This is a genomic window from Parasphingomonas zepuensis (assembly GCF_036663735.1).
GTDB lineage: Bacteria > Pseudomonadota > Alphaproteobacteria > Sphingomonadales > Sphingomonadaceae > Sphingomonas.
This window is the reverse complement of record NZ_JAXOJO010000002.1, coordinates 80,333-105,195: the sequence shown is the minus strand read 5'-3', so window position 1 is coordinate 105,195 and position 24,863 is coordinate 80,333. Positions and strand designations below refer to the sequence as shown.

At 68.6% G+C, this 24,863-nt stretch carries 25 protein-coding genes; 15 read left to right on the top strand and 10 right to left on the bottom strand.

Going from position 1 to position 24,863, the window contains the following annotated elements:
• Positions 1-8: 8 nt before the first annotated feature.
• Entirely contained in the window at positions 9-2,252 is a 2,244-nt protein-coding gene (locus U1769_RS07010) for a transferrin receptor-like dimerization domain-containing protein (RefSeq protein ID WP_332714040.1), read from the bottom strand.
• Between the two features lie 121 nt (positions 2,253-2,373).
• Between U1769_RS07010 and U1769_RS07005 the strand changes: the two genes are divergently transcribed.
• The gene (locus U1769_RS07005) at positions 2,374-3,129 is read left to right on the top strand and encodes an NUDIX hydrolase (protein WP_332714037.1); all 756 of its coding nucleotides are present in this window, start codon (positions 2,374-2,376) and stop codon (positions 3,127-3,129) included.
• Positions 3,130-3,137: 8 nt separating this feature from the next.
• On the top strand, positions 3,138-3,860 hold the full coding sequence (locus tag U1769_RS07000) for an extensin-like domain-containing protein (protein WP_332714035.1): 723 nt from the start codon (positions 3,138-3,140) through the stop codon (positions 3,858-3,860).
• Between the two features lie 38 nt (positions 3,861-3,898).
• Here U1769_RS07000 and U1769_RS06995 read toward each other — a convergent pair whose 3' ends face one another.
• The 4 genes from U1769_RS06995 to U1769_RS06980 form a co-directional block, all read right to left on the bottom strand.
• On the bottom strand, positions 3,899-4,438 hold the full coding sequence (locus U1769_RS06995; protein ID WP_443030236.1) for a hypothetical protein: 540 nt from the start codon (positions 4,436-4,438) through the stop codon (positions 3,899-3,901).
• 284 nt (positions 4,439-4,722) lie between these two features.
• Complete coding sequence (locus tag U1769_RS06990) at positions 4,723-5,028, bottom strand: hypothetical protein (protein WP_332714029.1); 306 nt, start codon at positions 5,026-5,028, stop codon at positions 4,723-4,725.
• An 86-nt stretch (positions 5,029-5,114) separates the two neighbouring features.
• The gene (locus tag U1769_RS06985) at positions 5,115-5,897 is read right to left on the bottom strand and encodes a transglutaminase-like domain-containing protein (protein WP_332714027.1); all 783 of its coding nucleotides are present in this window, start codon (positions 5,895-5,897) and stop codon (positions 5,115-5,117) included.
• Between the two features lie 115 nt (positions 5,898-6,012).
• Positions 6,013-6,753, bottom strand: coding sequence for a Bax inhibitor-1/YccA family protein (locus tag U1769_RS06980; protein ID WP_332714024.1), 741 nt, complete (start codon positions 6,751-6,753; stop codon positions 6,013-6,015).
• Positions 6,754-6,922: 169 nt separating this feature from the next.
• Between U1769_RS06980 and thpR the strand changes: the two genes are divergently transcribed.
• Together thpR and U1769_RS06970 are read left to right on the top strand one after the other, a co-directional pair.
• Positions 6,923-7,465, top strand: coding sequence for an RNA 2',3'-cyclic phosphodiesterase (thpR, locus tag U1769_RS06975; RefSeq protein WP_332714021.1), 543 nt, complete (start codon positions 6,923-6,925; stop codon positions 7,463-7,465).
• 67 nt (positions 7,466-7,532) lie between these two features.
• On the top strand, positions 7,533-9,092 hold the full coding sequence (locus U1769_RS06970; protein WP_332714018.1) for an MFS transporter: 1,560 nt from the start codon (positions 7,533-7,535) through the stop codon (positions 9,090-9,092).
• Between the two features lie 138 nt (positions 9,093-9,230).
• Here U1769_RS06970 and U1769_RS06965 read toward each other — a convergent pair whose 3' ends face one another.
• The 4 genes from U1769_RS06965 to U1769_RS06950 all read right to left on the bottom strand — a co-directional run bounded on the left by U1769_RS06965 (position 9,231) and on the right by U1769_RS06950 (position 13,659).
• A complete protein-coding gene (locus tag U1769_RS06965) occupies positions 9,231-9,767 on the bottom strand; it encodes a superoxide dismutase family protein (RefSeq protein WP_332714015.1) in 537 nt (178 codons plus the stop codon).
• A gap of 101 nt (positions 9,768-9,868) precedes the next feature.
• Positions 9,869-12,466, bottom strand: a complete 2,598-nt coding sequence (locus U1769_RS06960) for a TonB-dependent receptor (RefSeq protein ID WP_332714012.1) — start codon at positions 12,464-12,466, stop codon at positions 9,869-9,871.
• Positions 12,467-12,586: 120 nt separating this feature from the next.
• The gene (locus U1769_RS06955; RefSeq protein WP_332714009.1) at positions 12,587-13,075 is read right to left on the bottom strand and encodes a hypothetical protein; all 489 of its coding nucleotides are present in this window, start codon (positions 13,073-13,075) and stop codon (positions 12,587-12,589) included.
• Positions 13,072-13,659: a hypothetical protein gene (locus U1769_RS06950; protein WP_332714006.1), complete on the bottom strand. Its 588-nt coding sequence runs from the start codon at positions 13,657-13,659 to the stop codon at positions 13,072-13,074. The genes U1769_RS06955 and U1769_RS06950 overlap by 4 nt, the downstream gene beginning before the upstream one ends.
• A 133-nt stretch (positions 13,660-13,792) precedes the next feature.
• On the opposite strand from U1769_RS06950, the gene U1769_RS06945 reads away from it, so the two are divergent.
• The 6 genes from U1769_RS06945 (at position 13,793) to U1769_RS06920 (ending at position 17,621) form a co-directional block, all read left to right on the top strand.
• Complete coding sequence (locus U1769_RS06945; RefSeq protein ID WP_332714003.1) at positions 13,793-14,200, top strand: hypothetical protein; 408 nt, start codon at positions 13,793-13,795, stop codon at positions 14,198-14,200.
• A 72-nt stretch (positions 14,201-14,272) separates the two neighbouring features.
• Entirely contained in the window at positions 14,273-14,539 is a 267-nt protein-coding gene (locus U1769_RS06940) for a DUF1294 domain-containing protein (RefSeq protein WP_332714000.1), read from the top strand.
• 78 nt (positions 14,540-14,617) lie between these two features.
• Entirely contained in the window at positions 14,618-15,379 is a 762-nt protein-coding gene (locus U1769_RS06935) for an energy transducer TonB (protein WP_332713997.1), read from the top strand.
• Positions 15,380-15,519: 140 nt separating this feature from the next.
• Entirely contained in the window at positions 15,520-16,986 is a 1,467-nt protein-coding gene (locus U1769_RS06930) for a L,D-transpeptidase family protein (RefSeq protein ID WP_332713994.1), read from the top strand.
• Positions 16,986-17,303, top strand: coding sequence for a hypothetical protein (locus U1769_RS06925; protein WP_332713991.1), 318 nt, complete (start codon positions 16,986-16,988; stop codon positions 17,301-17,303). Before U1769_RS06930 ends, U1769_RS06925 begins: the two co-directional genes overlap by 1 nt.
• A gap of 117 nt (positions 17,304-17,420) precedes the next feature.
• The gene (locus U1769_RS06920; RefSeq protein WP_332713988.1) at positions 17,421-17,621 is read left to right on the top strand and encodes a hypothetical protein; all 201 of its coding nucleotides are present in this window, start codon (positions 17,421-17,423) and stop codon (positions 17,619-17,621) included.
• A 164-nt stretch (positions 17,622-17,785) separates the two neighbouring features.
• Here U1769_RS06920 and U1769_RS06915 read toward each other — a convergent pair whose 3' ends face one another.
• Entirely contained in the window at positions 17,786-18,184 is a 399-nt protein-coding gene (locus U1769_RS06915) for a MerR family transcriptional regulator (protein ID WP_332713985.1), read from the bottom strand.
• 69 nt (positions 18,185-18,253) lie between these two features.
• Between U1769_RS06915 and U1769_RS06910 the strand changes: the two genes are divergently transcribed.
• The 5 genes from U1769_RS06910 (at position 18,254) to U1769_RS06890 (ending at position 24,859) form a co-directional block, all read left to right on the top strand.
• Positions 18,254-18,904 carry a cation efflux transmembrane domain-containing protein gene (locus tag U1769_RS06910; protein ID WP_443030332.1) on the top strand — a complete coding sequence of 217 codons (651 nt, stop codon included), beginning with the start codon at positions 18,254-18,256 and terminating at the stop codon, positions 18,902-18,904.
• A 14-nt stretch (positions 18,905-18,918) separates the two neighbouring features.
• Positions 18,919-19,251, top strand: coding sequence for a hypothetical protein (locus tag U1769_RS06905; RefSeq protein ID WP_332713979.1), 333 nt, complete (start codon positions 18,919-18,921; stop codon positions 19,249-19,251).
• A 69-nt stretch (positions 19,252-19,320) separates the two neighbouring features.
• On the top strand, positions 19,321-20,556 hold the full coding sequence (locus U1769_RS06900; RefSeq protein WP_332713976.1) for a TolC family protein: 1,236 nt from the start codon (positions 19,321-19,323) through the stop codon (positions 20,554-20,556).
• Positions 20,553-21,695, top strand: coding sequence for an efflux RND transporter periplasmic adaptor subunit (locus tag U1769_RS06895; protein ID WP_332713973.1), 1,143 nt, complete (start codon positions 20,553-20,555; stop codon positions 21,693-21,695). The genes U1769_RS06900 and U1769_RS06895 overlap by 4 nt, the downstream gene beginning before the upstream one ends.
• Positions 21,696-21,697: 2 nt before the next feature.
• On the top strand, positions 21,698-24,859 hold the full coding sequence (locus U1769_RS06890) for an efflux RND transporter permease subunit (RefSeq protein WP_332713970.1): 3,162 nt from the start codon (positions 21,698-21,700) through the stop codon (positions 24,857-24,859).
• The last annotated feature ends 4 nt before the right edge of the window (positions 24,860-24,863 follow it).

Below are 24,863 nucleotides of genomic sequence, written 5' to 3'. Positions count from 1 at the left end.
GCCGAGGACTATCTGCCCTCGATCGTCGCCCGCGCCGCGTCGAGGCGTGCCGCATAATTCTCCAGCACCTTTGCCGTACGCCCGGCATAGACATTGGCGTCGCCGAACCGGCGTTCCTCGATCGCCTCGCGCACGCCCGGCAGCGTCTTCGCGCCATAGCCGGTGAAGCGGCCCGGCGCGTAGATCATGTGCTTGTACCAGGGCCGGCCCGGCAGGCCGCGATCGTCGAGCAGCAACTGGTCGATATCGCGGAGCTGTCCGTTGAGCGTGGCGCGCCGCGCGGGCGTCAAGGCAGCGCCCTTGTCGGCATAGGCACTGTCATAGGCCGCGGCGGCTGCCTTCAGCCGGTCGACCGCATCCTCCAGCGCCGCCAGCTCGATATGCGGCGTCTGCGCTTCGGCCCGCGCGCCCGCGACCGGCTTCAGCGGATCGCTGGCGAGCCGGAATGCGCCGTCCGCGATCAGCTTGTCGCGCTTGCGGTCCTCCGTACGGCGATCCTCGGCAAGCTTCTTCACCTCGCCGAGATAGGTCGCGACCGTATCGGCGAAATCCTCGAAACGCTGCGGTGGGGTGTCGGCATCGGCCACGCGCAGCACCAGCCGCCCGACCGTCTTCGACAAAGCCGCGCCGTACAGCAGGCCAGGATCGTCGAAGGTCGTGAAATGGTGATAGCTGTCATAGATCGAGTGATAGACCCCGCCGCTCTCGTCCTCGCCGCCAAAGCCGATATTGAGCGACGGCAGGCCGAGATGCTGCAGATAGGCCGAATAGTCGGAGCCCGATCCCAGCGCGCTGATCGGCAGGTCCCCGCCCTTTTCCGCCGCGGCGAGATTCGCCTCGCTCACCTGCCCTGTCTTGTCGAACGCCTGCACGCGCAGGGCAGCCCGGGCCCGTTCCGCGACGCTCGCGCCGGTCTGCGGATCGGTCACATCCGCGGCGACGGCGTTCACCAGATGCTGGAAATCATGGCTGCCGCCGGCGCCGAGGAAGCCCCGCCCATTGCCGTCGGTATTGATGTAGATGACGCCCTTCGCCTTGAGCTCGGCGGCATGCTGCTCGGCCCATTCGGTCGATCCCAGCAGCATCGGCTCCTCGGCGTCCCAGCTGGCATAGACGATCGTGCGTTTCGGCCGCCAGCCCTGCTTCCACAGCCCGCCCAGCGCCTTCGCTTCGGACAGCATGGCGACATTGCCCGACAGCGGATCGGACGCGCCGAACACCCAGGCGTCGTGATGGTTGCCGCGGATCACCCATTGATCGGGATATTGCGATCCCTTCAGCGTCGCGATCACATTATAGACCGGCTTCAGCGACCAGTCGGATTGGACCGCGACGCGCACCTTCACCGCGCCATCGCCGCCGGTATGATAGGCGATTGGCAATCCGCCCTGCCAGCCGCCGGGAACGCGCGGCCCGCCGAGGCGGGACAGCAATTTGCTCGCATCGCCATAGGACATCGGCAATGCCGGGATCTTGAGGATGGTCGGCGCATCCGCCCGGGCGATCCGCTTTACGTTCCCGGTCGAGCCCATGCCGGGGGTCTGCGGGTCGCCCGGATAGAGCGTCATGTCCGCGACCGATCCGCGCTGCACGCCGGCATCGGGCCGCGCCCCGCCCTTGGGATAGATGTCGCCATCGCCATACCCATCCTGCTGGGGATCGGAATAGATGATGCAGGCGATCGCGCCATGCTCCTGCGCCAGCTTCGGCTTCAGGCCACGCCAGCCGGCGCCGTAGCGCGCGATGACGATCTTGCCCCTCACGTCTATGCCGCGCCGCTCCAGCGCCTTGTAATCGTCGGGCAAGCCGTAATTCACATAGACCAGGTCGCCGGTGACGTCCCCGTCGCCCTGAAAAGCGACATAGGGCGGCAATGCCCCGGCGAGGTTGGCCGAGGTGTCGTCGCCCGGTACCGCCGGCTCCTGCCCGCCGAGCACGATCTTCTCGGGCGCGACCAGCTCGACCGCAGTCGAGATCGGCGTCGGATAGAGCACCTGGAACGTCTCGATCTTCGCGTCCCAGCCCCATTCCTTGAACCGGGCCAGGATGAACTCGGCATTGGCCTTGTCGTGCGGCGATCCGACATGGTTGGGCGCCGAGGACATGGTCTTCAGCCAGCCAAGCTGGTCCGTCGCGCTGACGCCGGCATCGAAGGCGGCCTCGGTCGCCTTCTGATCGCCCGGCGCGGCGAGCCCCGCCTGCGCGAGTGCCAGGGCGCACGCACCCGCCAGCCAAAATCCGAGCTTCGCCATTAAAGAATCCCCCGCAACCCGTTGAAGCCGCAGCATGCGCAGTTGCGCGCCGCCACGCAACCCGGCCACCAGAATAGCCCGCGGGAATGACAAGTGCCGGGCGCGCTCCTACACCGGGCCCATGTCCGACGCGCCGAACGCCATCCCCGCCGCCACGCTCGTCCTGTTTCGCGAAGGCCCCCGGGCGCCGGAACTGCTGTTCGTCGAGCGCGCCAAGGCGATGGTGTTTGCCGGCGGCGCGCTGGTCTTTCCGGGCGGTCGAGTCGATCCCGGCGACCGCGCCCTTGCCCTCACCCTGCCCGGCGATCCGGACGACATGGCGGCGCGCGTCGCCGCGATCCGCGAGACGATCGAGGAAGTCGGGCTGGCGATCGGGCTGAATCCGGCGCCGGACGGCGAGCGACTGACCGCCCTGCGCGCAGCGCTGCACGCCGGCGTCTCGCTTGGCGCGGCGCTGCACGACGCAGGTCTCTCGCTCGATCCGGCGCCGCTCGTTCCCTTCGCCCGCTGGCTCCCGGCGCATGCGCATCCGCGCATCTTCGACACACGCTTCTATCTCGCGCGCCTGCCGCACGGCGCGCCCGCGCCGGTGGTCGACGATACCGAGAATGTCCGCGTCTTCTGGGCCACCGCGCAACAGGTGCTCGACGATGCCGATGCCGGCCGCGTGCGCATCATCTTTCCCACCAGGCGCAACCTCGAGCGGCTGGCCGGCTTCGCCAGCTTCGCTGAAGCCGCCGCCGATGCCGCGCGCTATCCGATCCGCCCGGTCACGCCCTGGACCGACGATATCGACGGCGTACCGCACCTGCGCATCCCCGACGATCTCGGCTATCCCGTCACCGTCGAACCCGTCTCCAGCGCCATGAGGGGTTGAGGGGGCCGATGCGCACATTGCGACGGCTGATCGGCGGCGCGACGATCGCCGCGATCCTGCTGGCGCTGGCGCTGCTGCTGTTCGCGGCGCTGCGCGGCCGGCCGCAGGATCTGCCCTGGACGCCGCTCGACCTGAGCCAGCCGATCGGGATGATGACCGGGCGGAAACTGGCTGGCCTGACGAGCGACTTCCCGCACTGCCGGGCGCTGCTCGACCAGGCCGGCGTGCGGTACACGGTGCTGCCGCCGCGCCGCTACGGCACCTGCAGCTACGCCGACGCAGTCCGCTTCGCACCGGGCGGGGCGCGCCGCACGGCCTATGCGCCCGCCGATCCGGGCATGTCCTGCCCGGTCGCGGCCGGGCTGTCGGTATGGGAATGGAATGTCGTCCAGCCGGCGGCGCGGCGCCTGCTCGGCAGCCCGGTCGTCGCGATCGAGCATTTCGGCACCTATAATTGCCGGCGCATCGGCGGCGGCAACAATTGGAGCGAACACGCCACCGCCGACGCGATCGACATTGCCGGCTTCCGCCTCGCCGATGGCCAGCGAATCACCGTGGCCGCGAACTGGAAGGGCGACGGGCCGGAAGCGACCTTCCTTCACCAGGTCCGCAACGGCGCCTGCAAGCTGTTCGCGACGACCCTGTCGCCGGATTATAACGCGGCACATCACGACCATCTGCACCTGGACCAGGCCGAGCGGGGTGAGTTCGGCTGGCGCGCGTGTCGGTAAATAGTCCCCTCCCCCGAAGGAGGGGGCTGGAATGGATCTCAGTTCGGCAGGGTCGCCGTCTCCACCTTCTCCACCCATTTCGGGAAGAAGGCCGGCTGGCGGTTCGACCAGCCCGATGCGGTCGCGGCTGCCTCGCTGATCGACTGCAGCAATTTGCGCCGCAGATCGGGGTGGAGATGCGGCAGCGCCGCCGCCGAACAGAAAGCCGCCGGCAGCCACGGCCGCACTTCGGCGCCGATCAGCCGCTCATAGAGGAAGCGGTAAGCGGAAAAAGTGGTGAGCCGCCCCTGCCCCAGATCGAATGCCGTCACCGTCATCAGCGGCGCCAGGAACGGCTCGACGGAATCGAGGCCGCTGTCGTCGGGGATCATCGCCCGGATTTCGGGCAGGCGGGCATAGAGGCGGGCTTGGGCGCGGATGCTGGCCGCTTCCACCACGTCGCGCGACCAGCGACTCATCGCGTCGTCGCGGTCGAGCCCGATGTCGAGCGAGCGCCGGATATAGCGCTGCGTGGACGAACTGAACCCTGCGAATTCCTTCATCTCGGCCAGCGTCATCACGCCGTTTGCCGGTTTCATCTTGGCACCCATATCGTCACCCCACCCGCAAATCGTGGAACCGGTGCCGATGATGCGCCTGGATGGGTAACACCGCCCTTAACGCGCCGTCGTCCGGCGTTAAGCATGGAATCATAGTTTGTGCTGCGATGCAACAAAGGTTGCGACGAACGGCGGGGTGGACGTCAAAAAGCCGGGAGATGTGCGATTATTGCGCAACATATCAAGCAAGACCCCTCCCCGCGGGTGGCGGGAAGGGGTCCGATATTGCGCGATCACGGATGATCGTGCCGCGCCGGGGCGCTTTAGTCCGCCTTTTCTTCCTTCAGCCGGGCTTCCTCCTCGGCATCATAGCCGGAAGACGCCGGCGGCGCGTGATTATGCACTGGCTGAGTCGAAGCGGGCGGATCCGATGCGTCCATCGATTCGTCCAGCGCGGCATCGAGTCGCGCCTCCTTGCTCTCCGGATTGCGCTCGAGCCGCTCGGCGATCGAGGTGTCCTGGCCAGCTTCCTGGCGCGGATGGTGGATCGCCTTGTTCTCTTCCGGGTGGCCTGCCGCCACGTCCTGGCTTGGCGCCTGCTGATCGATTTTCGTCTGGTCCTCGGTCATCGCCACTCTCCTGGGCTGTTACGTAGAGAGAACGAGCGACTCGTAGGAAGCGTTCCTGCCAATATGGCCAGGCGCGCTGAAACTGTTCAGTCGTCGAGTCGGCGGACGGACACCGTCTGCGCGTTCATCGTCGCGCGGCCGAATACCGTCATGAAGGCGATATCGGTCGCGTCACGCCCGACAGCCACTCGGGCAAGATCGCCGCAAGACGCCATCCCGGTGGGATCGACCAGATGCCAGGCGCCGGCCAGCCATAATTCGGCGACGGCGTGGAAATCGGGCGGATCGACGCCCGGGGCATAGGCCGACACGCACCGCGCCGGGATGCCCCCGGCCCGCGCAAGCGCCACGAGCAGATGCGCATAGTCGCGGCAGACCCCGCGGCGATCGGCGAAGGTCATCAGAGCAGTGGTCACCCCGCTGCTCGATCCCGCCGCATAAGTGAGATGCTCCTGCACCCAGCCGCTCAGGGCCGCGGCGAGCACGCCGCCCTCCAGCCCGGCGAACTCCTGTTCGATGAACCCCTCGAACCGGTCGGATTCGCAATAGCGGCTCGGCAGCAGATAGGCGACGGTTTCGGCCGGCAGCATCCGCGCCGGCGTCGCTGCCAGCGCGGTCAGATCGATTGCGCGCCGGTCGATCGCGACGGTCGCGCGATATTCCACGCGCAGGGCGCCTTCGCCCCGCGCCCAGGTCCGCTGGCCCACCCCTTCCTCGCCTGCCACGGCGCGCAGCGGCTCGGGGCACCAGACGCTGAGTTCCTGCCGCTCGAGGCGCTGGTCGGCCATCGCGGCAGCTTCGACCAGCAGCAGCACATCGGCCTGCCCTTCGATCGAATAGTCGAGCATCACGTCGATCGCGAGGCGCATGGCAGTCCTTCAATTCCCGCTCCCGGCGGACAGGGCGTATCACATAAAAAAGGCCCGGCAGGTTTCCCCGCCGGGCCTCGCATTTCAGCGCTTCAACTGCGTTCCGGTTCCGCCCTTAGTTGCGGTTGCCGAACAGGCGCAGGATGAACAGGAACATGTTGATGAAGTCGAGGTAGAGGTTCACCGCCGACATGATCACGACATGCTGCTCGGCACCGGTGCCGGCAACCTGCGCATACATGCTCTTGGTGCGCTGCGTGTCATAGGCGGTGAGGCCGGCGAACAGCAGCACGCCGACGATGCTGATCACCAGATCCATCACGCCCGACTGGAAGAACAGGTTCAGCAGGCTCGCCACGATCAGGCCGACCAGGCCCATGATCAGGAAGGTGCCGAACGCCGACAGATCCTTCTTCGTGGTGTAGCCATAGAGGCTGAGACCGGCGAACGCGGCCGCCGTCGCGAAGAACGCCTGGGCGATCGAGGTCTGGGTATAGACCAGGAAGATCGTCGACAGCGACAGGCCCATCGCAACCGCAAAGCCCCAGAACATCGCCTGGAGCGCGCCGGAGGACATGCGTGCGCCGCCGAAGCTCATGCCGAACACGAAGGCGAGCGGCGCGAACATGATGACGTATTTCAGCAGGCCGCCGCCGAGCATGATCTGCGCGGCCGGGGAGGTGGCACCACCCCATGAGAAGGCCATCGCGACGATACCCGTCAGCAGGATGCCGGAGAACATGTAGTTGTAGACCGACAGCATGTAGCGGCGAAGACCCGCGTCAAACGCCTCGGTGCGTGCGCCCGCCGTCGCGAACGAAGTCGCGCCAGATTGGGGGTCGGACCAATTAGCCATTTCGAAAAAGCTCCTTTGACCCGGCATCATACCGGATAGCCGGAATATCGCCCTTATCCGGGGGGTTTTCAAGATAATCCGAAAGGCCCCCGGCAGGGGCCAGCAACACTTTATTACAATTACCTGGCCGGCATGTGACAATGGCCGGAAACGCGGTAGAATCAGCGCCATGCACCGCCTGTTCGTCGCCCTGCGCCCGCCCCCTACGGTTCGCGCCGCTCTTACCGCGACGATGGACGGCTTGCCCCAGGCCCGCTGGCAGGACGACGATCAGCTTCACTTGACCGTCCGCTACATCGGCGAGGTCGATCGCCGCATGGCCGAGGACATCGTCCTGGCGCTCGGCCAGATTCACGCCGCGCCGATCGCGGTGGCGCTGTCGGGCGTCGGCGCGTTCGACAAGAAAGGCCGGGTCGATGCGCTCTGGGCGGGCGTCGCGCCGCACGACGCACTCGCCGCACTCCACCGCAAGGTCGATCACGCGCTGGTCCGCCTCGGCCTGCCGCCGGAGGGCCGCGCCTATCTGCCGCACATCACCCTTGCCCGGATCAGCCGCGGCGTGGGCTTTGGTCCGGAGATTCCGCGCTGGCAGGCGGAACATGCCGGCCTGAGCAGTCCGCCCTTCACGATCGAGCACATGACTTTGTTCGAAAGCCGTCTCGGCGGCGAACGCGCGCGCTATGAGGTCGTCGAACGCTGGCGGCTGGATTAACGGAATAGCGCTTCCGTATCGCCGCCGCTCTGCTAGCTTCCCGGGCAGAACATAAACGGGAGGATCAATGGCCACCACGCCCATCGGCGCGCCGGCGCGCACGCCAGCCTATGCCTGGTACGTGCTCGCCATCCTGTTCCTCGTCTACATCCTGAATTTCGTCGACCGCCAGATCATCTCGATCCTGGCCGAGGACATCAAGCGCGACCTCGGCCTGGCCGATGAGGATCTCGGCTTCCTCTATGGCACGGCGTTCGGCGTCTTCTATTCGTTGTTCGGCATCCCGCTCGGTCGCCTCGCCGACAATTGGCACCGGGTGAAGCTGATGACGCTCGGCCTCGCGCTCTGGTCCGGCATGACGGCTTTTTCCGGCTTCGCGCGGAACGGTGCGATGCTGACGGTGGCCCGGATCGGCGTCGGCGTGGGCGAGGCGACGGCCAGCCCGTCGGCCTATTCGCTGATCTCGGATTATTTCCCGAAACGGCTGCGCGCCACCGCGCTCGCCATCTACTCGTCCGGCCTGTACGTCGGCGGCGGCCTGTCGCTCGGCATTGGCGGGCTGATCGTGCAGCGCTGGAACCGGGCCTGGCCGGAGGGCGGGCCGCTCGGCCTGCACGGCTGGCAGGCGGCATTCCTCGTCGTCGGCCTGCCCGGCCTGCTCGTCGCCCTGTGGATCGCGACCCTGCGCGAGCCGAAGCGCGGCGCCTCCGAAGGCTTGGCCGAGCCGGCTCCCCACCCTGCCCCGTTCCGCGAATTCCTCCAGGAGCTGGTAACCATCCTGCCGCCGCTGACCCTGATCGGCGCGGCGCGCGGCGGCGTCCGTGCCCTGCTCGTCAACCTGATCGGGCTGGCGGTGGTCGTGGCGTGCGTGCTCGGCCTCGTCTCCATCGGCGAGCCCTGGCCGCAATGGGTCGCGATCGGGATCGGCGTCTATGCGGTCTTTTCCTGGGCTTCGGCACTCAAGCGGCGTGATCCGCCGACCTTCCGCCTGATCGTCGGCAACCCGGCCTTTCTCTGCATCGTCGTCGCCTATGGCCTCAACGCCTTCATCGCTTATGCGGTGAGCTTCTGGGCGGCGCCGCACGCGCTACGCGATCTCGGCGCTTCCCCCGCGACCGCCGGCCTGCTGATCGGCGGGGGCGGCGCAGCCGGCGGCTTTATCGGCGTGACGATCGGCGGCATCGTTGCCGATCGGCTGCGGCGCCGGTTCGCCAATGGCCGGGTGATGGTCATCATCTTCGGGGCGATCGCCCCGGTGCCGGCGGTGTGGATCGCCTTCACGACCCACGATCTGACGCTCTATTACGCAATGCTCCCGGTGGCGCAGATCCTCGCCGCGAGCGCGCTGGGCGCTTCGGCGGCGACCATGCAGGATCTGGTGTTGCCCCGAATGCGCGGCACGGCGACCGGCACTTTCTTCATTGGCACAACCCTGCTCGGGCTGGCGATGGGCCCCTATCTGGCCGGCCGGGTCTCGACGCTGTCGGGGAGTCTGTCGGTGGGCGTGCTCTCGCTGCTGGTCACGGTGCCGATCACGCTGGCCGCTGCGATCGCAGCCTATCGACTGGTGCCGAAGGCGGAGGCCAACCGCGAAAGCTGGGCCCGAGAGGCCGGTGAAGCGATCTAAACCCCTCTCCCCTGGTGGCAGAGGGAGGGGCCCGCTGCCGAAGGCAGTGGGAGGGTGACGGAGACACTTGCCAGTGTTCCGAACTCCCCCCTCATCCGGCCCTTCGGGCCACCCTCTCCCAAAAGAGGAGGAGGGGGATCACCCCGCCGTGAACACGCCGCACGCGATCCGCGCGCCGCTGTTGCCGGACGGATCGGTCATCAGATCGTCCGCCGCGGCATGCACCACCAGCGCGGACCCATCGGCATCTAGCAGCCCGGCCATCGTCGCGCCGGGGATGGTGATGCCGATCGTGCCACGTCCATCCGTGCCGACGATCAGGTTCGGCAGGTCGCCCTCATGCGGACCGGCAGGGTTCATCGCACCGTGTTTCATGCCCGTAGGATTCCAGTGACCGCCCGCGCTGGCGAAATCCGGCGGGGTGCAGGCGCCCGTCATGTGAACATGCACGCCATGCGTGCCGGGTGGCAGGTCCTTCACATCGACGGTGAAGCGCAGGCCGCCGACCACTTCGCTGGCCGTAGCGCGGCCCGCCTCGATGCCCACGGGCGTGCTCAGGCTCGCCATGGCACGCGCGCCATCGGCGACGGGAGAACCAACCGCGGTGCCCGACTTGTCGCAGGCGGAAAGCCCCAGCGCGATCAAGGCCGCCGTTCCGATCGTCACGATCCGCATTGTCATTCTCCCGTCAGCATTTCAGCCCCCAACCGCTAGGGCGGAGCGCGGTTCCGCGCAATCGCCCCAGCGCGCTCGGCCGGAAAAGCATGCCGGTGTCCCTAGCGGCTGCGCACCGTCAGCGACACGCCGTAGAAGCGCGGCTCGCCACCGATAAAGGTCGGCAGGCCAAGCCCGTCGCCGGTATTGCCCGCATCCTTGATGTATTTGCGGTCGAACAGGTTCGTCACGAAGCCTTCCAGCCGCCACACGCCATTGGCCGATTCCACGCCGAGCCGCGCATCGACCAGCGCGTAGCCCTTCTGCGACTCGTCCTGCACCAGATCGGGGATCAGGTTCTGGGTCTGCAATGCCGGCCGGTCGTTATCGTCGTCGAAGAAGATGCTCGATTGATAGGTCACGCTCGGCGTGAAATCGATCTTGACCGGGCCGACCGGCTGCTTCAGCGTGAAACCGGCCGAGGCGGCATTGTCCGGCGACAGGCGGAAATGATTGCCGTCGCGCGCACCTTCGGTGAAGCGGCCGTGATTATAGGCATAGGTCGCAAACACCATCAGCGCATCGGACGGGACGTAGCGCAGCTGACCCTCGAAGCCATAAGTCCGCGCCTTGCCGGCATTGGTCGTTACGAACGCGGTGCCGATCTGCTCGGTCGTCTGGAAATTACTGTAATCGTAGAGGAATACCGATCCATCGGCGAACAGCCTGCGGCCGAGCAAAGCCGTCTTCAAACCCACTTCATAGCTGTCGACCGTTTCGGACGGCAGCGCCTTGAAGCTCGGTGCCCCATAGGGAGCGCTTGGGGCCGAAACGCTCAGCACCTCGGGGCGACGGCCGCGCGCATAGGTGGCGTAGAGGCTGGCATCGGCACTCGGCTCGTACCGGGCAGTCGCGCGCCAGGTGAAACCGGAATCCTTCAGGTCCTGGTCGACCCGCGTGCCATTCGCCGCCGTCGGCTGAAGCCCGATGCCGAAGAAGGGCACCACGCTCGCTGGCAGCGTGTTCAGCACCGCGCCGGGCAACGCCAGCGCGTTGAGCAGCGCGGCACGCTGCGCGGCTGGCAGGCCGAGCGCCCCGATGAAACCGCCCAGAGTCGATCGGCCGTTAAGCACGGAGGCAGTGAAGCCGCTCGACTTGTCGTCGTGCGTGTAGCGGACGCCTGCCCCGATCTCGAACCTGTCGGTGACATGGAAGGTCGCGTCGGCGAACAGATCAACTGCGTTCGTGCGCGCGTAGTTGGTCGAGCTTTCGAGGTGATTGGCCTTGAGGTTGTTGGCAATCGCCAGCGCCTTGGCTGCCGAGTTCGCGGCCGCCTTCACTGGGTCCGGATCATTATCCAGCGCGATGCCCCGAGCCCGAGCAATGCCAAGGATCAGCGCTTGGGCGAAGGCAGGATTGCTGAGTACGCTCATTGGAGCGGGATCGCTCGCTGGCCGGCCTGGTATCAGCCCGCCGCCATTGAGCGCGTTCGCCACGCGCGCCAGCGCCACGCGCTCGTCGAACGATGCCGGTGTGCGCTGCGAGCCATCCTCATGGAAATAGGTACCGCCGACGAACGCGGTCAGCCGGTCGGACGTGTAGGACAGGCGCAGCGTGCCCATCGTCTGGTTGCCGCGCGCGTCTTCCGCCGCGGTCAGCGCGGGCAGCGAAATACCGTCGGCATCGAACACCTCGAGCGCGTCGAAGCGACGATAGGAACCCATCGCATTGAGCGACCAATGCTCGTCGATCGCGTAATTGGCGATGCCCGTCCCGCCCCAGACGGTGCGGTTGAGCCCAAGCGGCGCGCTGTTCTCGAAGCCCGGCTGCGGCGCCAGCGCCGCGCCCGAATTGCGCCCGCGATCGCCGATCACGGCACCCGTCACCGGATTCGTCGGATTATAGGCGATCGACTTGAACGGCGTACCGTTCGCATGGTCTTCCTGATAATTGCCGATCAGGTCGAAGGTCAGCTTGCCCGGCGCCCAGCGCAGCGATCCGCGGATCGCCTGGGTGTCGACTGAATTGAAGTCATGGTCGTCGCCCTGCGCCAGCAGATTGTCGACATAGCCGTCGCGCTTCTTCGTCCGGCCGGCGATGCGGATCGCCAGCGTATCGGTGATCGGCGCATTCGCGGTGATATCCACCTGATACGCATTGAAATTGCCGTAGCTGGCGCGGAAATAGCCATATTGCGCACTCGGATCGGCCTTGGCCTGGACGATGTTGACGGCGCCGATCAGCGCGCCGCGACCATAGAGCGTCGATTGCGGCCCCTTCGCCACCTCGACCCGCTCCAGATCGAACAGCTCGACATAGGAGCCGCGCGACTTGGAGATCGACACGCCGTCCTGGAAGACCGAGACGCGCGGCTCGTTGAACGCGCTGCCGCTGTCCGACGTGATGCCGCGGATCACGAAGCCCGGATTGTTGGGCGACTGGTTCTGCACGACGAAGCCCGGCACATAGCGCGACAGCTTCTCGAAATCGGTGATGCCCAGATCGTCGAGGAAGCGCCCGGAATAGGCCGTCAGCGCGATCGGCACGTCGATCGCATTCTGGCGCCGGAGCTGGGCGGTGACGACGATGTCCCCGTCCGCCGCCTCGGGCGCCGCCTGCTCCACCGTCACCGCTTCGGGGGCGGTCTGGGCGTGCGCCGCGGAGGCGATCGCCAGCGCCGGCAGGCAGCTGAGCGCGAGGATGGTTGAACGGATCGTCATGGCAGGTCCCTTTTTTGCGTCTTGTGGCGCGCCTAGGACCGCTCGGTTGCAGGACGATGACGATTATGGTGCATTGCAAAAGAATTGGGTGGCGGGCGGCCGGCTGAGCGCTACGGCGCGTCAGGGTTCGGGTGTTACCAGCACCACTGTCTTCTCGACGATCGCGGGCATCGCGGTACCCGGCGGGATCGCCGCGCTCCGGCCGGAAAAGATCGGGGTAAGGAATACCATGCCCGCCACCCCGCCGACCGAGACGCTGGCCTTTTCCGAAGCAGCGCCTGCCAGCCGCACCGTCCGCTGACCGAGGCGCAGATACAATGGCCTGACGACGAGCCGCCCCGCGGTCCCCAGCCCGCCCGTTGCCCGCGCGTCGATCACCTGGCCAGTCGCCGCGGTGCCGCGCGGAATCGCCACCACGCCGTCCGCCTGCACATCCTCGGTCGTCACCAGCGCGACGATCGCGCCCTTCACATGAGTCTTGCTCGACAGCGCTTCATTCGTCGCCAGCGGCACCGCAGTGCCGGCATGCAGCGTTACGTCGCGCGCATTGGCCGACGCGGAGGCCAGGAGGACCGCCAGCCACGCCGCGATGGCTGTCGCGGCTCTCACGGCGCCGTCGCGGTGGCCGCGGGCGTGAGGACCGCGCTGGCCGCGTCGATGCGCCGGGCGACGGGTGTCGACAGGTCGAGCGTCACATCCTGCGCGACGAAACCGGTCAGGATCTCGCCCGCCTTGATCTTCGCATTGTTGCCGCGGTGGAAGAAGCCGGCCCAGCCGGTGAGCAGAATCGCGACCCCGGCAGATCCGGCGCCGGTGCCCTTGGCGCTCAGTTCGCCCTCCAGGGGAATCTCTGCCTCGCCGAGCTGGATATGCATCAACCGCGCGGTCATCCGGCCCGATTTGCCGAGGCCGCCTGAATCGGTGGCCTCAACCACCCGGCCAAATGCGGTGGTACCGATCGGGATGATGACGCGCCCGTCGACCTCGATCGCGCGATTGACGCGCAGCTTGAAGATGGTGCCGGCTGTCGCCCGCGCGGTGCTCACCTCGGTCGGCGCCATCAGCTCGACCGGCGTGTCCTGCGCCAGCGTCGCGGTCGCTGCCGGCGACTCCTGAGTCGCCGGCAGCGGCTGGACACTTGCCTGTGCCGGAACGGCGACCAATGCTGCAGCTGCGAAACAAGACAGAATCATGACTAGAATCCTCCCCTTGCGGCTATCATGCTCGCGCCGAAGAATTGCTGCAAGTTATTGCAGTTGCTCCCTTCATCCGCCACAATGCGCCAGCCGGAATACTCGGCGCAACGATCTATACTGGGGGTGCATCATGAGAGGCAGCATTTCACTTTCGCTCGCGGTCCTGCTCGCGACTGGCGCTGCGCCAGCCATCGCCAAGGACAAGCCGGCCAAGACCTATGTCGTGGTCAACGAGGACGTCGGCGTGCCGGTGTTCGCCTATGATATCACCGATCGGCCCTATACGGTGATCGGCGAGGTCCAGGCAGGGGTCCGCAAAGCCACCGTGTTCAGCAAGGAAGCTTCGCAGGAAAAAATCTACCGCGAACTGTGGGAGCGGGCCGAGAAGCTCGGCGCGGACGCGGTGATCAAAGCCACCTATGGCGACTCGCACGTGTCGGCGATGAGCTGGGGCAAGACCAACGCGACCGGCATCGCGATCAAGTTCACGGATCCGGCGGCCGTACCAGCGCCAGCCGCGACCCCGCCGGTTCAATAAGCCCGGGCGACATGGCCGCGCCGCCAGGCGGCGCGGCCATGATCGGTAAGGTTTTCGCGTAATGATCGCCGCATGATCCTCCCGGTCGCCCTCGCCCTGCTCGCCATCAACGCCTGGACGATCCTGCGCTTCTGGCAGGACAAAAGCCGCGCGATCGCTGGCCTGCGCCGCATTCCCGAGGCCGATCTGCTCGGGCTGGCCCTGATCGGTGGCACGCCCGGCGCGTTCCTGGCGCGGCAGCTGTTCCGTCACAAGACGCGCAAACAGCCATTCTTCACCTGGCTGATGCTGATCGCGGTCGTCCAGGCAGGGGCGATCATCGGCCTGTCGATTTCCTGAAGTCCAGCCACAGCCAGCGCCGGTTCATCCTTTTGGGCCGCAGGGTCGTTGTTCGCTTATGGCAACCGGCCCGCACTCATGACTGTTCGCGCAAGTCCTCCCGAACGGACCGGCGCCGCGCTTGGCGCCGCCGCGTTGCTGGCGCTGCTGGTCTATGCGCTGGTCGTCGGGCTGGCGGTGCCGCTGCCCAGCCTGGTCGAGCGCCCGCTCGCGCTGTTCGGCGTTCTGCCGCCACCGCGGCCGCCGATCGAGAGGATCAAGCCCCATCCGGTCCGCAGCACCAAAAGGGAAGGCGCGGCCTCACCGCCCAATCTGCGCTCGAAGGCGACCGAGATCGTCGTGCCCGTCCCGATCGTACAGGTAACGATCCCGCCGCCGGTGGTCGCAGCCCTGAAACCCGGCATCGGCAATGATCCCTCGACCGGCGCCTCGACCGTGCCTGGCCCGGGCACGGGGTCCGGCGGCGTGGGCAATGGTACCGGCAGCGGCGGGGCCGGCGATGGCGACGGGGATGGCGGCGGCATCCCGCCGCGCTGGCTCCGCGGCCGGCTGAAGGATTCGGACTATCCGCGTGCCGCAAAGGAAGCGCTGATCCAGGGCACGGTCGGCGTGCGCTACCTGGTCGCCGAGAGCGGGCGGGTGACCGAATGCGCCGTGACCTCATCGAGCGGCAATGCCGAGCTCGACCAGACCACCTGCCGCCTGATCCGCGAGCGTTTCCGCTTCCGGCCGTCGCGCGACGAACGCGGCCAGGCAGTCGCCTCGATCATCGTCGAGAATCATAGCTGGCTTATCGACGATACGCCCGATCCCGCGGCGACGCCGGCGCCGCCCAAATGACCCGTAAGGTCGTGGTTGCACTGGAAATCCCCTGCCTGTTCATACTAGGGCGATACCCGGCGTGCGAAACGGCCCTGGCCGCCGCTAACGACAGGATGATGATGACTCGCGAATTCGGTGCTCAAGACGGAAGGCGCAGCATGCTCGCGCGCTGGTTCACCGCGGTAACGGTGCTGCCCGCGCTGCTGGCCGCGCCGGCCCAGGCCGGCCAGTCGGTCGCGCCGCCCCCGGTCGCCCGAACGGTTCCGGCACCTCAGGCGTTGTCGGCCGTGCCGCTGCCGGTGCTGAGCCCCGCCCAGGCCGATCGGCTGCGCGCGATGCTCGCCGGCGATGCGATGGCGCAGGGCCTGCGCGCCGTGCCGCCGGCCCCGTCCACCCGGCTCGATGGAGAAGCGCTGATCCGCGCCGCGCTCGATCATGCCCGTGCGGTCCATGCCGGGCGGCTCGATACCGCCGATTTCCAGGACGATTGGGGCCTCAGGCCGCCGCCTTACGATCCCCTGCCCGGCTTTGCCGACGCAGTCCGGCGCGACCGGCTGGCGGCGTGGATCGCCGCGCTGCCGCCGCCCTATGCGGGCTATGACGGACTGGTGAAGGGCCTCGCCACCTACCGCGCCATCGCCGCGGCCGGCGGCTGGCAGACGCTGGAGGCCGGGCCCGACCTGACACTCGGCGCCAAGGGCCCCCGCGTCCTCGCGCTGCGCCAGCGCCTCGCTGCCGAGGACAAGGATGTCGTCGCCACCGGCGATACCTTCGATGCCGCGCTGCTCGAGGATGTGCAGCGTGCGCAGCGCCGTTACGGGCTCAACCCGGCCGGCGTGGTCGCCGGCCAGACGCTCGCCGCGCTCAACGTGCCCGCCGACGAGCGCGTCCGCCAGATCATGGCCAATCTCGAACGCTGGCGCTGGCTGCCGCAGGAGCTGCCGCGCGATCGCATCCAGGTCAACATCGCCGCCGCGGTGCTGACCGTGTTCGACGGCGATACGCCCGTCATGTCGATGCGCGCCGTCACCGGCCGCCCCGGCGACGAGACGCCGATGCTGTCCTCGACCATCCACAGCATCGTCATCAATCCGCCATGGAACGTGCCGACCTCGATCGCGACCAAGGAATTATGGCCGAAGGAGCGCAAGAGCCCCGGCTATTTCAAGCGTAACGGCTTCAAGGTGCTCGACGGCAAGCGCCTGCAACAGGCCGCCGGCGACCAGAGCGCGCTCGGACGGTTCAAGTTCGATTTCGACAATCGCTATTCGGTCTATCTCCACGACACGCCCTCGCGCGCGAAGTTCGCCAGTTTCAGCCGGCTCGCCAGCCATGGCTGCATCCGCCTGGAAAAGCCTGCCGAGCTCGCGGCCCTGCTGCTGAAGGGCGATCCGGCCTGGCCGCCCGAGGCGATCGCCGCGCAGGTGGAGAAGGGTAAGACGCTGCGGGTGAGCTTGACCAAGCCGGTCGAGGTGTATCTGCTGTACTGGACGGCGTTCGCCAGCACGAGCGGCCAGATGAACTTTCGCGCCGACCCTTATGGCTGGGATCGTACCCTGGCCGCCAAGATCGAGGCACGATCGGGACGGCTGGTCCTGCCTGAACTCGAGGAGCTGACACGATAATGACATTACGGGGCAAGACTGCAGGGATCGCCGCCGGATTGGTGGCGCTCGCCGCCCTGGCAGGGTGCGACTCATCGACACCGGATCAGCCGGCGCCGGTGGAGAATGCCGTGAACGAGGAAGCACCGGCGGAGGTCGTGGTGCCGGTCGAGGCGCCGCCGCCAGCGGAAACCACCAACGCCGCCACGGTGGACGTCGAGCCGCGCGAGACCCCGCCCGATCCCGACGCCCAGACGCTCGACGATGCCGACGCGACCGGCATGACCGCCCGCGTCCGCCGCGACGAGGCCGAGGCCAACGAGACGGTCCCGCAATAACCTCGGCCCGCTGACACCAGGTTCCGGAAGCGGGCCGGACCCATTGACACGACGAGGCGAAAGCACGGGAGATTCGGCCCATCGACAGCCGGGCCGAACCCCGTCTATCGCCCCGCGATGAGCATCATCGCCACCATCATGAACGCTGCCACCGGCGCGCCGATCCAGAAAATGACCTTTGGCCGCATGCCCCGCCCCGGCGCCGGCTTCGTCCTCACCACGGGCGAGCGCGTCACCGCCCAGCGCGTCGATGTCGGCAAGCCTGCCCCCGGCAAGGTCGTCGTGCCGGTCGATGTGTGGGTCACCCTACCGGCCTGAGCCCGCCATCGCATTTCGAGCTGCGTCGATCCCCACACTCCGTTCGGCCCCGGACTTGATCCGGGGCTGTCGAAGCCCTGCTCTTCTCTTCCGCGGAAGAAAGAACGGCCCTTCGACAAGCTCAGGGCGAGCGGGAGAAGTGATCCAGCCGACGGCGCCCTGTTCTAGCGCGGCGCCAGCGCCTCCAGGATGCGGCAGTCGGAAATCGTGCCGCCCTCGCACGATTCGACCAGCGCCCCCAGTTCCCGCCGCAATGCGCTCAGGTCCGCCAGCTTGCGATCGATCTCGGCGAGGTGCGCTACCGCCAGCACGTCGACGGATCCGCAATCGCGCTGTCCCTGTTCCGCCAGATCGAGCAGCTCGCGGACCTGGTCGAGCGAGAAGCCGAGGTCGCGCGCCCGACGGATGAAGCTCAGCCGCGACAGCGCATCGCCGCCATAGGCCCGGTAATTGCCCTGGGTCCGGCCCGGCGGCGCCAGCAGGCCGATGCGCTCGTAATAGCGCACGGTTTCCACCTTGGTGTCGGTCGCCTTGCCCAATTGGCCGATGGTGAATGCCGCCATGCGCTTGACCCTGCAGTTGCTACAGGGTGCATATGCCGGTCCGACTCGGGAAAAGTCGAGAGGACGATGATGGTCTGCACCAGCTGCGCGGGCGACAAGCCACAGGGGACCAGCGATCCGCGCTGGCGGCGCGTGCTGTGGATCGCGCTCGCGGTGAACGCGGCGATGTTCGTCGGCGAGCTTATCGCCGGCGTCGCCGGTGGATCGCAGGCGCTGCAGGCCGACGCGCTCGATTTCCTCGGCGATTCCGCCAATTACGCGATCAGCCTCGGCGTCGCCGGCATGGCGCTCGCCTGGCGTGCCCGGGCGGCGTTGCTGAAGGGCGGCACGATCTTCCTGTTCGGCCTCGTCGTGCTCGGTGCGACCGGGTGGCGCGCGCTGCACGGATCGGCACCTCAGGCCGAGGTGATGGGTGCGGTCGGCTTCATCGCCTTGCTCGCCAATGTCGCGGTCGCGGCGCTCCTTTATCGCTACCGCACGGGCGACGCGAACATGCGCTCGGTGTGGATCTGCTCGCGCAACGATGCGATCGGCAATCTAGCGGTGCTGCTCGCCGCGCTCGGCGTGTTCGGCACCGGCACGGCCTGGCCCGATCTGATCGTCGCCGCGATCATGGCCGGGCTCGGCCTGTGGGGCGGCGCGCAGATCATCCGCCAGGCCTCCGCGGAGCTCGGCCTGCCCTTCGGCGCAACGATCCTTCCCCGGCCAAGCGCCGGGTGATAGGGAGCCGAACGATGCGTCGCCTGCTCCCCCTCCTTGCCTGCCTGATGCTGGTCCTGACCTTGTGGGCCGGAACCGGCGCGCATGCGACGGAATCGATGCTGCCCATCGACTCGGTCGCCGCTGCGCATGGCGAACACAGCGCGGGCGATGCGGACGAGGTTCCGGCCGATTCTGATCGGGCCACGCCGCACCATCACGGCGTCTGCCATGGCCACGATCTCAGCGTCGTCCAGCTGATGCAGGCCCGCACCCGTACCACTGCACCGGCAATTCGCTGCGCAGTGCCGGTTGCGGCGCTTCACTCGACCGGGACTGACCCGGCCCTGCGCCCACCCCAGGCCTGACGATCACGCCCGACGTCCGCCGGCAGCGATGCCGGCCGGGCTTGCGCTGTCCGTCAGGAGTCCAGTCCCATGCATGCCATCCTTGCCGCGGCCGTCGCCGTGGCTGCCGCCTCGTCCTTCGGCGCCCCCGCCGCGGCTCAGGTCGCGCCCGCCTTCCCGGAGCTGCTGCGCCGCGCCGCCGATTCCGCCCCCCGGCTGACAGCCGGCGATGCCGAGATCGACGTCGCGCGCGGCCTCGCGCGCCAGGCGCGTGCCCGGCCCAATCCGACGCTCGGCGCCGAAGTGGAGAATTTCGCCGGCAGCCGCCCCTATGGCCGGTTCGACCAGGCCGAAACGACGCTGACGGTGCAGCAGCCGTTCGAGCTTGGCGGCAAGCGCGCCGCCCGCGCCGCCACGGCCGATGCCGAACTGCGCACCGCCGGCGCCCGTGCGCGGCAGGTCCGCGCCGATTTCGCCCGCGATCTCGCGGTCGCCTATGCCACGGCCGAGGCAATGGCCGCGCGACTCACCATAGCGCGCGAAGCGCTCGATCTGGCCGCACAGGACGCGCGCGCCGCCCATCTGCTCGTCGAGCATGGCCGCGAGGCACGGGTGCGCGGCGTCCAGGCCGACGCCGCCGTAGCGACCGCGCGGGGCGATCTCGCTGGCGCTGAGGCGGAGAATGATGCCGCGCTCGCCCGCCTCGGTGCCCTTACTGGCGCCCCGACCGGCTTCACCGCAGTCGCCGGCGGCCTGCTCGACGCGCCCCTGCCCACGCTGGCCGGCAGCCGCGACGATACCCCCGCCGTCAGTGTGGCCCGCGCCGAGCGTGATGCAGCGCAGTGGCGCATCGGCAGCGAGCGCCGCCGCGCCATCCCCGATCTCACCGTCAGCCTCGGCGCCCGCCGGCTCGAAGGCGCCGGCGCCACCGCACTGATCGCCGGCGTATCGGTCCCGCTTCCGCTGTTCGATCGCAATCGCGGCTCCGTCGACAGCGCCGCCGCCGGCGCGCGCGGCGCCGAAGCACGGCTCGCCGACGCGACTGCCTCGGCCGGGGCTGAGCGCCGATCGGCAAGCAGCCGGGTCCGCGCGGCCGAGGCCCGTGTCTCGGCCGCCGGCGAGGGTGAAGCCGCCGCCGCCGAAGCCTATCGGCTCGCCCGGATCGGCTACGACGGCGGCAAGCTGCCGCTGATCGAGCTGCTCGCCGCGCGCCGCGCGCTGATCGACGCAAGGTCCCGAACGATCGAGGTGCGCCTGGCGCGGATCGAGGCTGCGGCGGAACTCGCCCGGCTCGGTGGCGTCAGCCTGGCAGGCGCGATCTCATGACGATCGATCGCAAATTCCTCGCCCTCGGCGCTGCCGGCCTCGTCGCTGCCGGCGCCATCGGCTTCGGCGTCGCGCGCTTCACCGGCCCTGCCGAGGTAGCGCAAGCTAACCATGAAGAAGGGGCGGAAGCGCATGCACCGCCCGGCTTCGTCCCGCTCCAGCCAGCCGATGCCCCGGCGGCAGGCGTCGATATCGTCCAGCCCGAACGCGGCGGCGGTGCCGATCTGCTGCTCGCCGGTCGCGTCGTCTTCGCGCCCAATGCCGAAGCGAATGTCGGCGCCCCCATCGGCGGAACCGTCGTTTCCGTCCACGTCGCCGCGGGCACGCGCGTCGGCGTCGGCGCAGCGATCGCCACCCTGCGCAGCGCCGACGGCGCCGCCACAAGGGCCGCGCTCGATGCCGCCGCCGCGGGCGTCGATGCCGCCCGCGCCGGCGCCACGCGCGAACGCCGCCTGTTCGACGCCGGCGTATCCGCCCGGCAGGATTGGGAAGCCGCCCGCGCGACATCCCTGAAGGCCGAGGCCGAGCTGCGCGCCGCCCGCGCCCAGACGGCCGCGCAGGGCTCCCCCGGATCGAACGGACTGCTCGTCGTCCGCAGCCCGATCGCCGGCATCGTCAACCGGATCACGGTAGCCCCGGGCAGCGTGATCGCGACCGGTGGGGAGGTGGGGACGCTCGCCAACCCCATGCTGGTCGAACTGCTGTTCGACATGCCGCCGGCGAGCCTCGGCCTTGTCCATCCCGGCGCCACGATCAGGGCGCAGCTGCCCGGCGGCGGTGCGATCGATGCGGTCGTCACCGCGGTCGCCCCGGGGACCGGCGGCGCGCCCGGCATCGTCCGCGCCCGCGCGATGGGCGCCGCGCCACCAGTCGGCACCATTCTGTCGGCACGGCTTGCCGCCGGCAGCGGGACAGCCATCACCGTGCCGAGCGAAGCGGTGCAGACGATCGACGGCGTGCCGAGCGTCTTCGTCGCCGAAGCCGGCGGCTTCCGCGTCCGCCCTGTCGTCACCGGACCGTCCGGATCGGGCCGCACCGAAATCCGGCAAGGCCTCACCGGCAGCGAACGCATCGCCGGCCCCGGCGCTTTCCTGCTCAAGGCCGAACTCGCCAAGGGCGAAGGCGGGCATGAGGACTGACCATGCTTGACCGACTGATCGATCTTTCCGTGCGCCGGCGCTGGCTTGTCGTGCTCATCGCCCTGGTGCTGGCCGGATTCGGCCTGCGCGAACTGACCCGCCTGCCGATCGATGCGGTGCCGGACATCACCAACCGGCAGGTTCAGGTGACGACGGTTGCCGCCGCGCTCGGCCCGGAAGAGGTCGAGCGCCAGGTCACCTTCCCGGTCGAAACCGCGCTCACCGGCCTGCCCGGCCTGATCGGCACCCGCTCGCTCTCGCGCCACGGCTTCTCGCAGATCACCGCGGTGTTCCAGGACAGCACCGATATCTACACCGCCCGCAACCTCGTGAACGAACGGCTCCAGGCCGTCCGCGCCGATCTGCCGGACGGCGTCACGCCGTCGCTCGGCCCGGTCGTCACTGGTCTCGGCGAAGTCTATATCTGGACGGTCGAGTTCAGCGGCCCGGCGGCGAAGCCGGGTGCCGTCTATGTCACGCCGGAGGGCGAACGCCTCACCGGCGATCTCGCCCGGGCGACCTATCTGCGCACCGTGCAGGACTGGATCATCGCGCCGCAGCTGCGCACCGTGCCGGGCGTCGCCGGGGTCGATGTGCTGGGCGGCTACGTCAAGGAATATGCCGTCCATCCCGATCCGGCGAAGCTCGCCGCCTATCGCGTCGGGCTGGTCCAGCTGGTCGAGGCGCTCGAACATGCCAATCGCATCGCCGGCGCGGGCTATGTCAGCCGCGCGGGCGAGGCCTATGTGGTGCGCGCCGATGCACGCATCCGCACGGTCGAGGAGCTCGCCCAGACCCCTATCCTCAACCGCGGCGGCCAGGTGATCCGCGTATCGGACGTCGCGACGGTCGAGATCGGCCGTGCCCCGCGGCTCGGCTCGGCAAGCGCGAACGGGCGCGAAGTCGTCGTCGGCACCGCGCTGATGCTGCAGGGCGAGAACAGCCGCGCGGTCGCGAAACGCGTCGGCGCACGGCTGCTCGAAATCGGGCCGAGCCTCCCGCCCGGCGTGATCGTCCGCCCAGCGCTCGATCGCACCAAGCTGGTCGATGCGACGATCGCCACGGTCGAGCATAACCTCGCGCTCGGCGCCCTGCTGGTGGTCGTCGTGCTGTTCGTCGCGCTCGGCAATATCCGCGCCGCGCTGATCACCGCCCTAGTCATCCCGCTGTCCTTCCTGTTCGCGGCCGCGGCGATGAACCGGTTCGGCATCAGCGCCAATTTGATGAGCCTCGGCGCGCTCGATTTCGGGCTGATCGTCGATGGCGCGGTCGTGATCATCGAACACAGCCTGGCCCGGCTGGGCGCATCGCGCGCCGCGCTCGGCCGCAGCCTGACCATGGCCGAGCGCCTGTCGCTCGCCGCCGAGGCCGCCAGGGAAATGGCGCGTCCGGCCGCGTTCGGCCAAGCGATCATCCTGCTCGTCTATGCACCGCTGCTGGCGTTCGAGGGCGTCGAGGGCAAGATGTTCGGCCCGATGGCGGCCACCGTCATGCTGGCGCTTGCCGGCGCGTTCATCCTCTCGCTCACCTTCGTGCCGGCGATGGTCGCGCTGTTCGTCCGCGAGCCGGCGGTCCACCGCGAGACCAGGGCCGTCGCCGCACTCCAGGCGCGCTATACGCCGTTGCTGCGCAAGGCAGTCGCGCATCCGGGCGCCGTCGCGCTCGGCGGCGTGGCGGCGCTGCTGATCGGGCTGGTCGCGTTCCTCAGCCTCGGCCGCGAGTTCGTACCGACGCTCGATGAAGGCGACCTGCTGATCCAGGCATATCGCGTGCCTTCCACCTCGCTCGAGCAAAGCCAGGCGATGCAGTTCCAGGTGGAACGCGCGATCAAGCGCAATCCCGAGGTGGCGCTGGTCTTCGCCCGTACCGGCACGGCCGAGGTCGCGTCCGATCCGATGCCGCCCAGCATCTCGGACACTTTCGTCATGCTGAAGCCACGCGCCGAATGGCCCGATCCCAGGCTCGACAAGGCGAAGTTGGTCGCCCGCATGGAAGGCCAGCTCGGCAAGCTGCTCGGCAACGGCTATGAATTCACGCAACCGATCGAGATGCGTTTCAACGAGCTGATCGCCGGCGTCCGGTCGGACGTCGCGGTCAAGATCTATGGCGACGATTTCGCCGTGCTCGGCCGTGCAGCCAACCGGATCGCCGCCACGCTGCGCGGGATCGACGGCGCGGCCGACGTGCGGGTCGAGGAGATTTCGGGCCAGCCGACGATCACCGCCTCGGTCGATCGCACCGCCGCCGCCTCGCTTGGCATCCATGCCAGCGACGCGGCCGACGCGCTCGCCATCGGCCTTGGCGGGCGCGACGCAGGCCATGTGCTTGAGGGCGATCGCAAGTTCGCGGTCGTCGTGCGGCTGTCGGATGCGCTGCGCGACGATCCGGCGGTCATGGCGCAGCTGCCGGTCCTGCCCGAGGAGGAGACGGCGGGCGCGCCCACCGTGCCGCTGTCCGCCGTCGCCCGGTTCGACACGGCCGACGGGCCCAACCAGATCAGCCGCGAGAACGGCAAGCGCCGGATCGTCATCCAGGCCAATGTCCGCGGGCGCGATCTCGGCGGCTTCGTGCGTGAGGCCCGCGCAAAGGTCGCCGCCGGAGTCCCTGTCCCGCCGGGCAGCTGGCTCGAATGGGGCGGCCAGTTCGAAAATCTCGAACGCGCCAGCGCCCGGCTGCTGCTGATCGTGCCGCTGGTGGTGTTGGTGATCGGCGTGCTGCTGTTCCTCGCGCTCGGCTCGGTCGCCGAAGCGGGCCTGGTGTTCGCCGGCGTTCCGCTGGCACTGGTCGGCGGCGCGCTGGCGCTGCTGCTGCGGGGCATGCCGTTCTCGATCTCGGCCGCGGTCGGCTTCATCGCCGTCTCCGGCGTCGCGACGCTCAACGGCCTGGTCCTGATGCAGAGCATCCGGCAGCGCCTCGCTGATGGCGCTGATGCCATCACGGCGGCAATCGAGGGCGCGGCCAGCCGCCTGCGCGCGGTCGTCACCACCGCGCTGGTCGCGATCCTCGGCTTCGTGCCAATGGCCATCGCGTCGGGTGCCGGCGCCGAGGTGCAGAAGCCGCTGGCCACCGTGGTGATCGGCGGGCTGCTCACCGCGACGCTCCTGACGCTGCTGGTCTTGCCGACGCTGATGGCCTGGGCGACGGCGCGGCGGCGTGCTGCCTGATCCT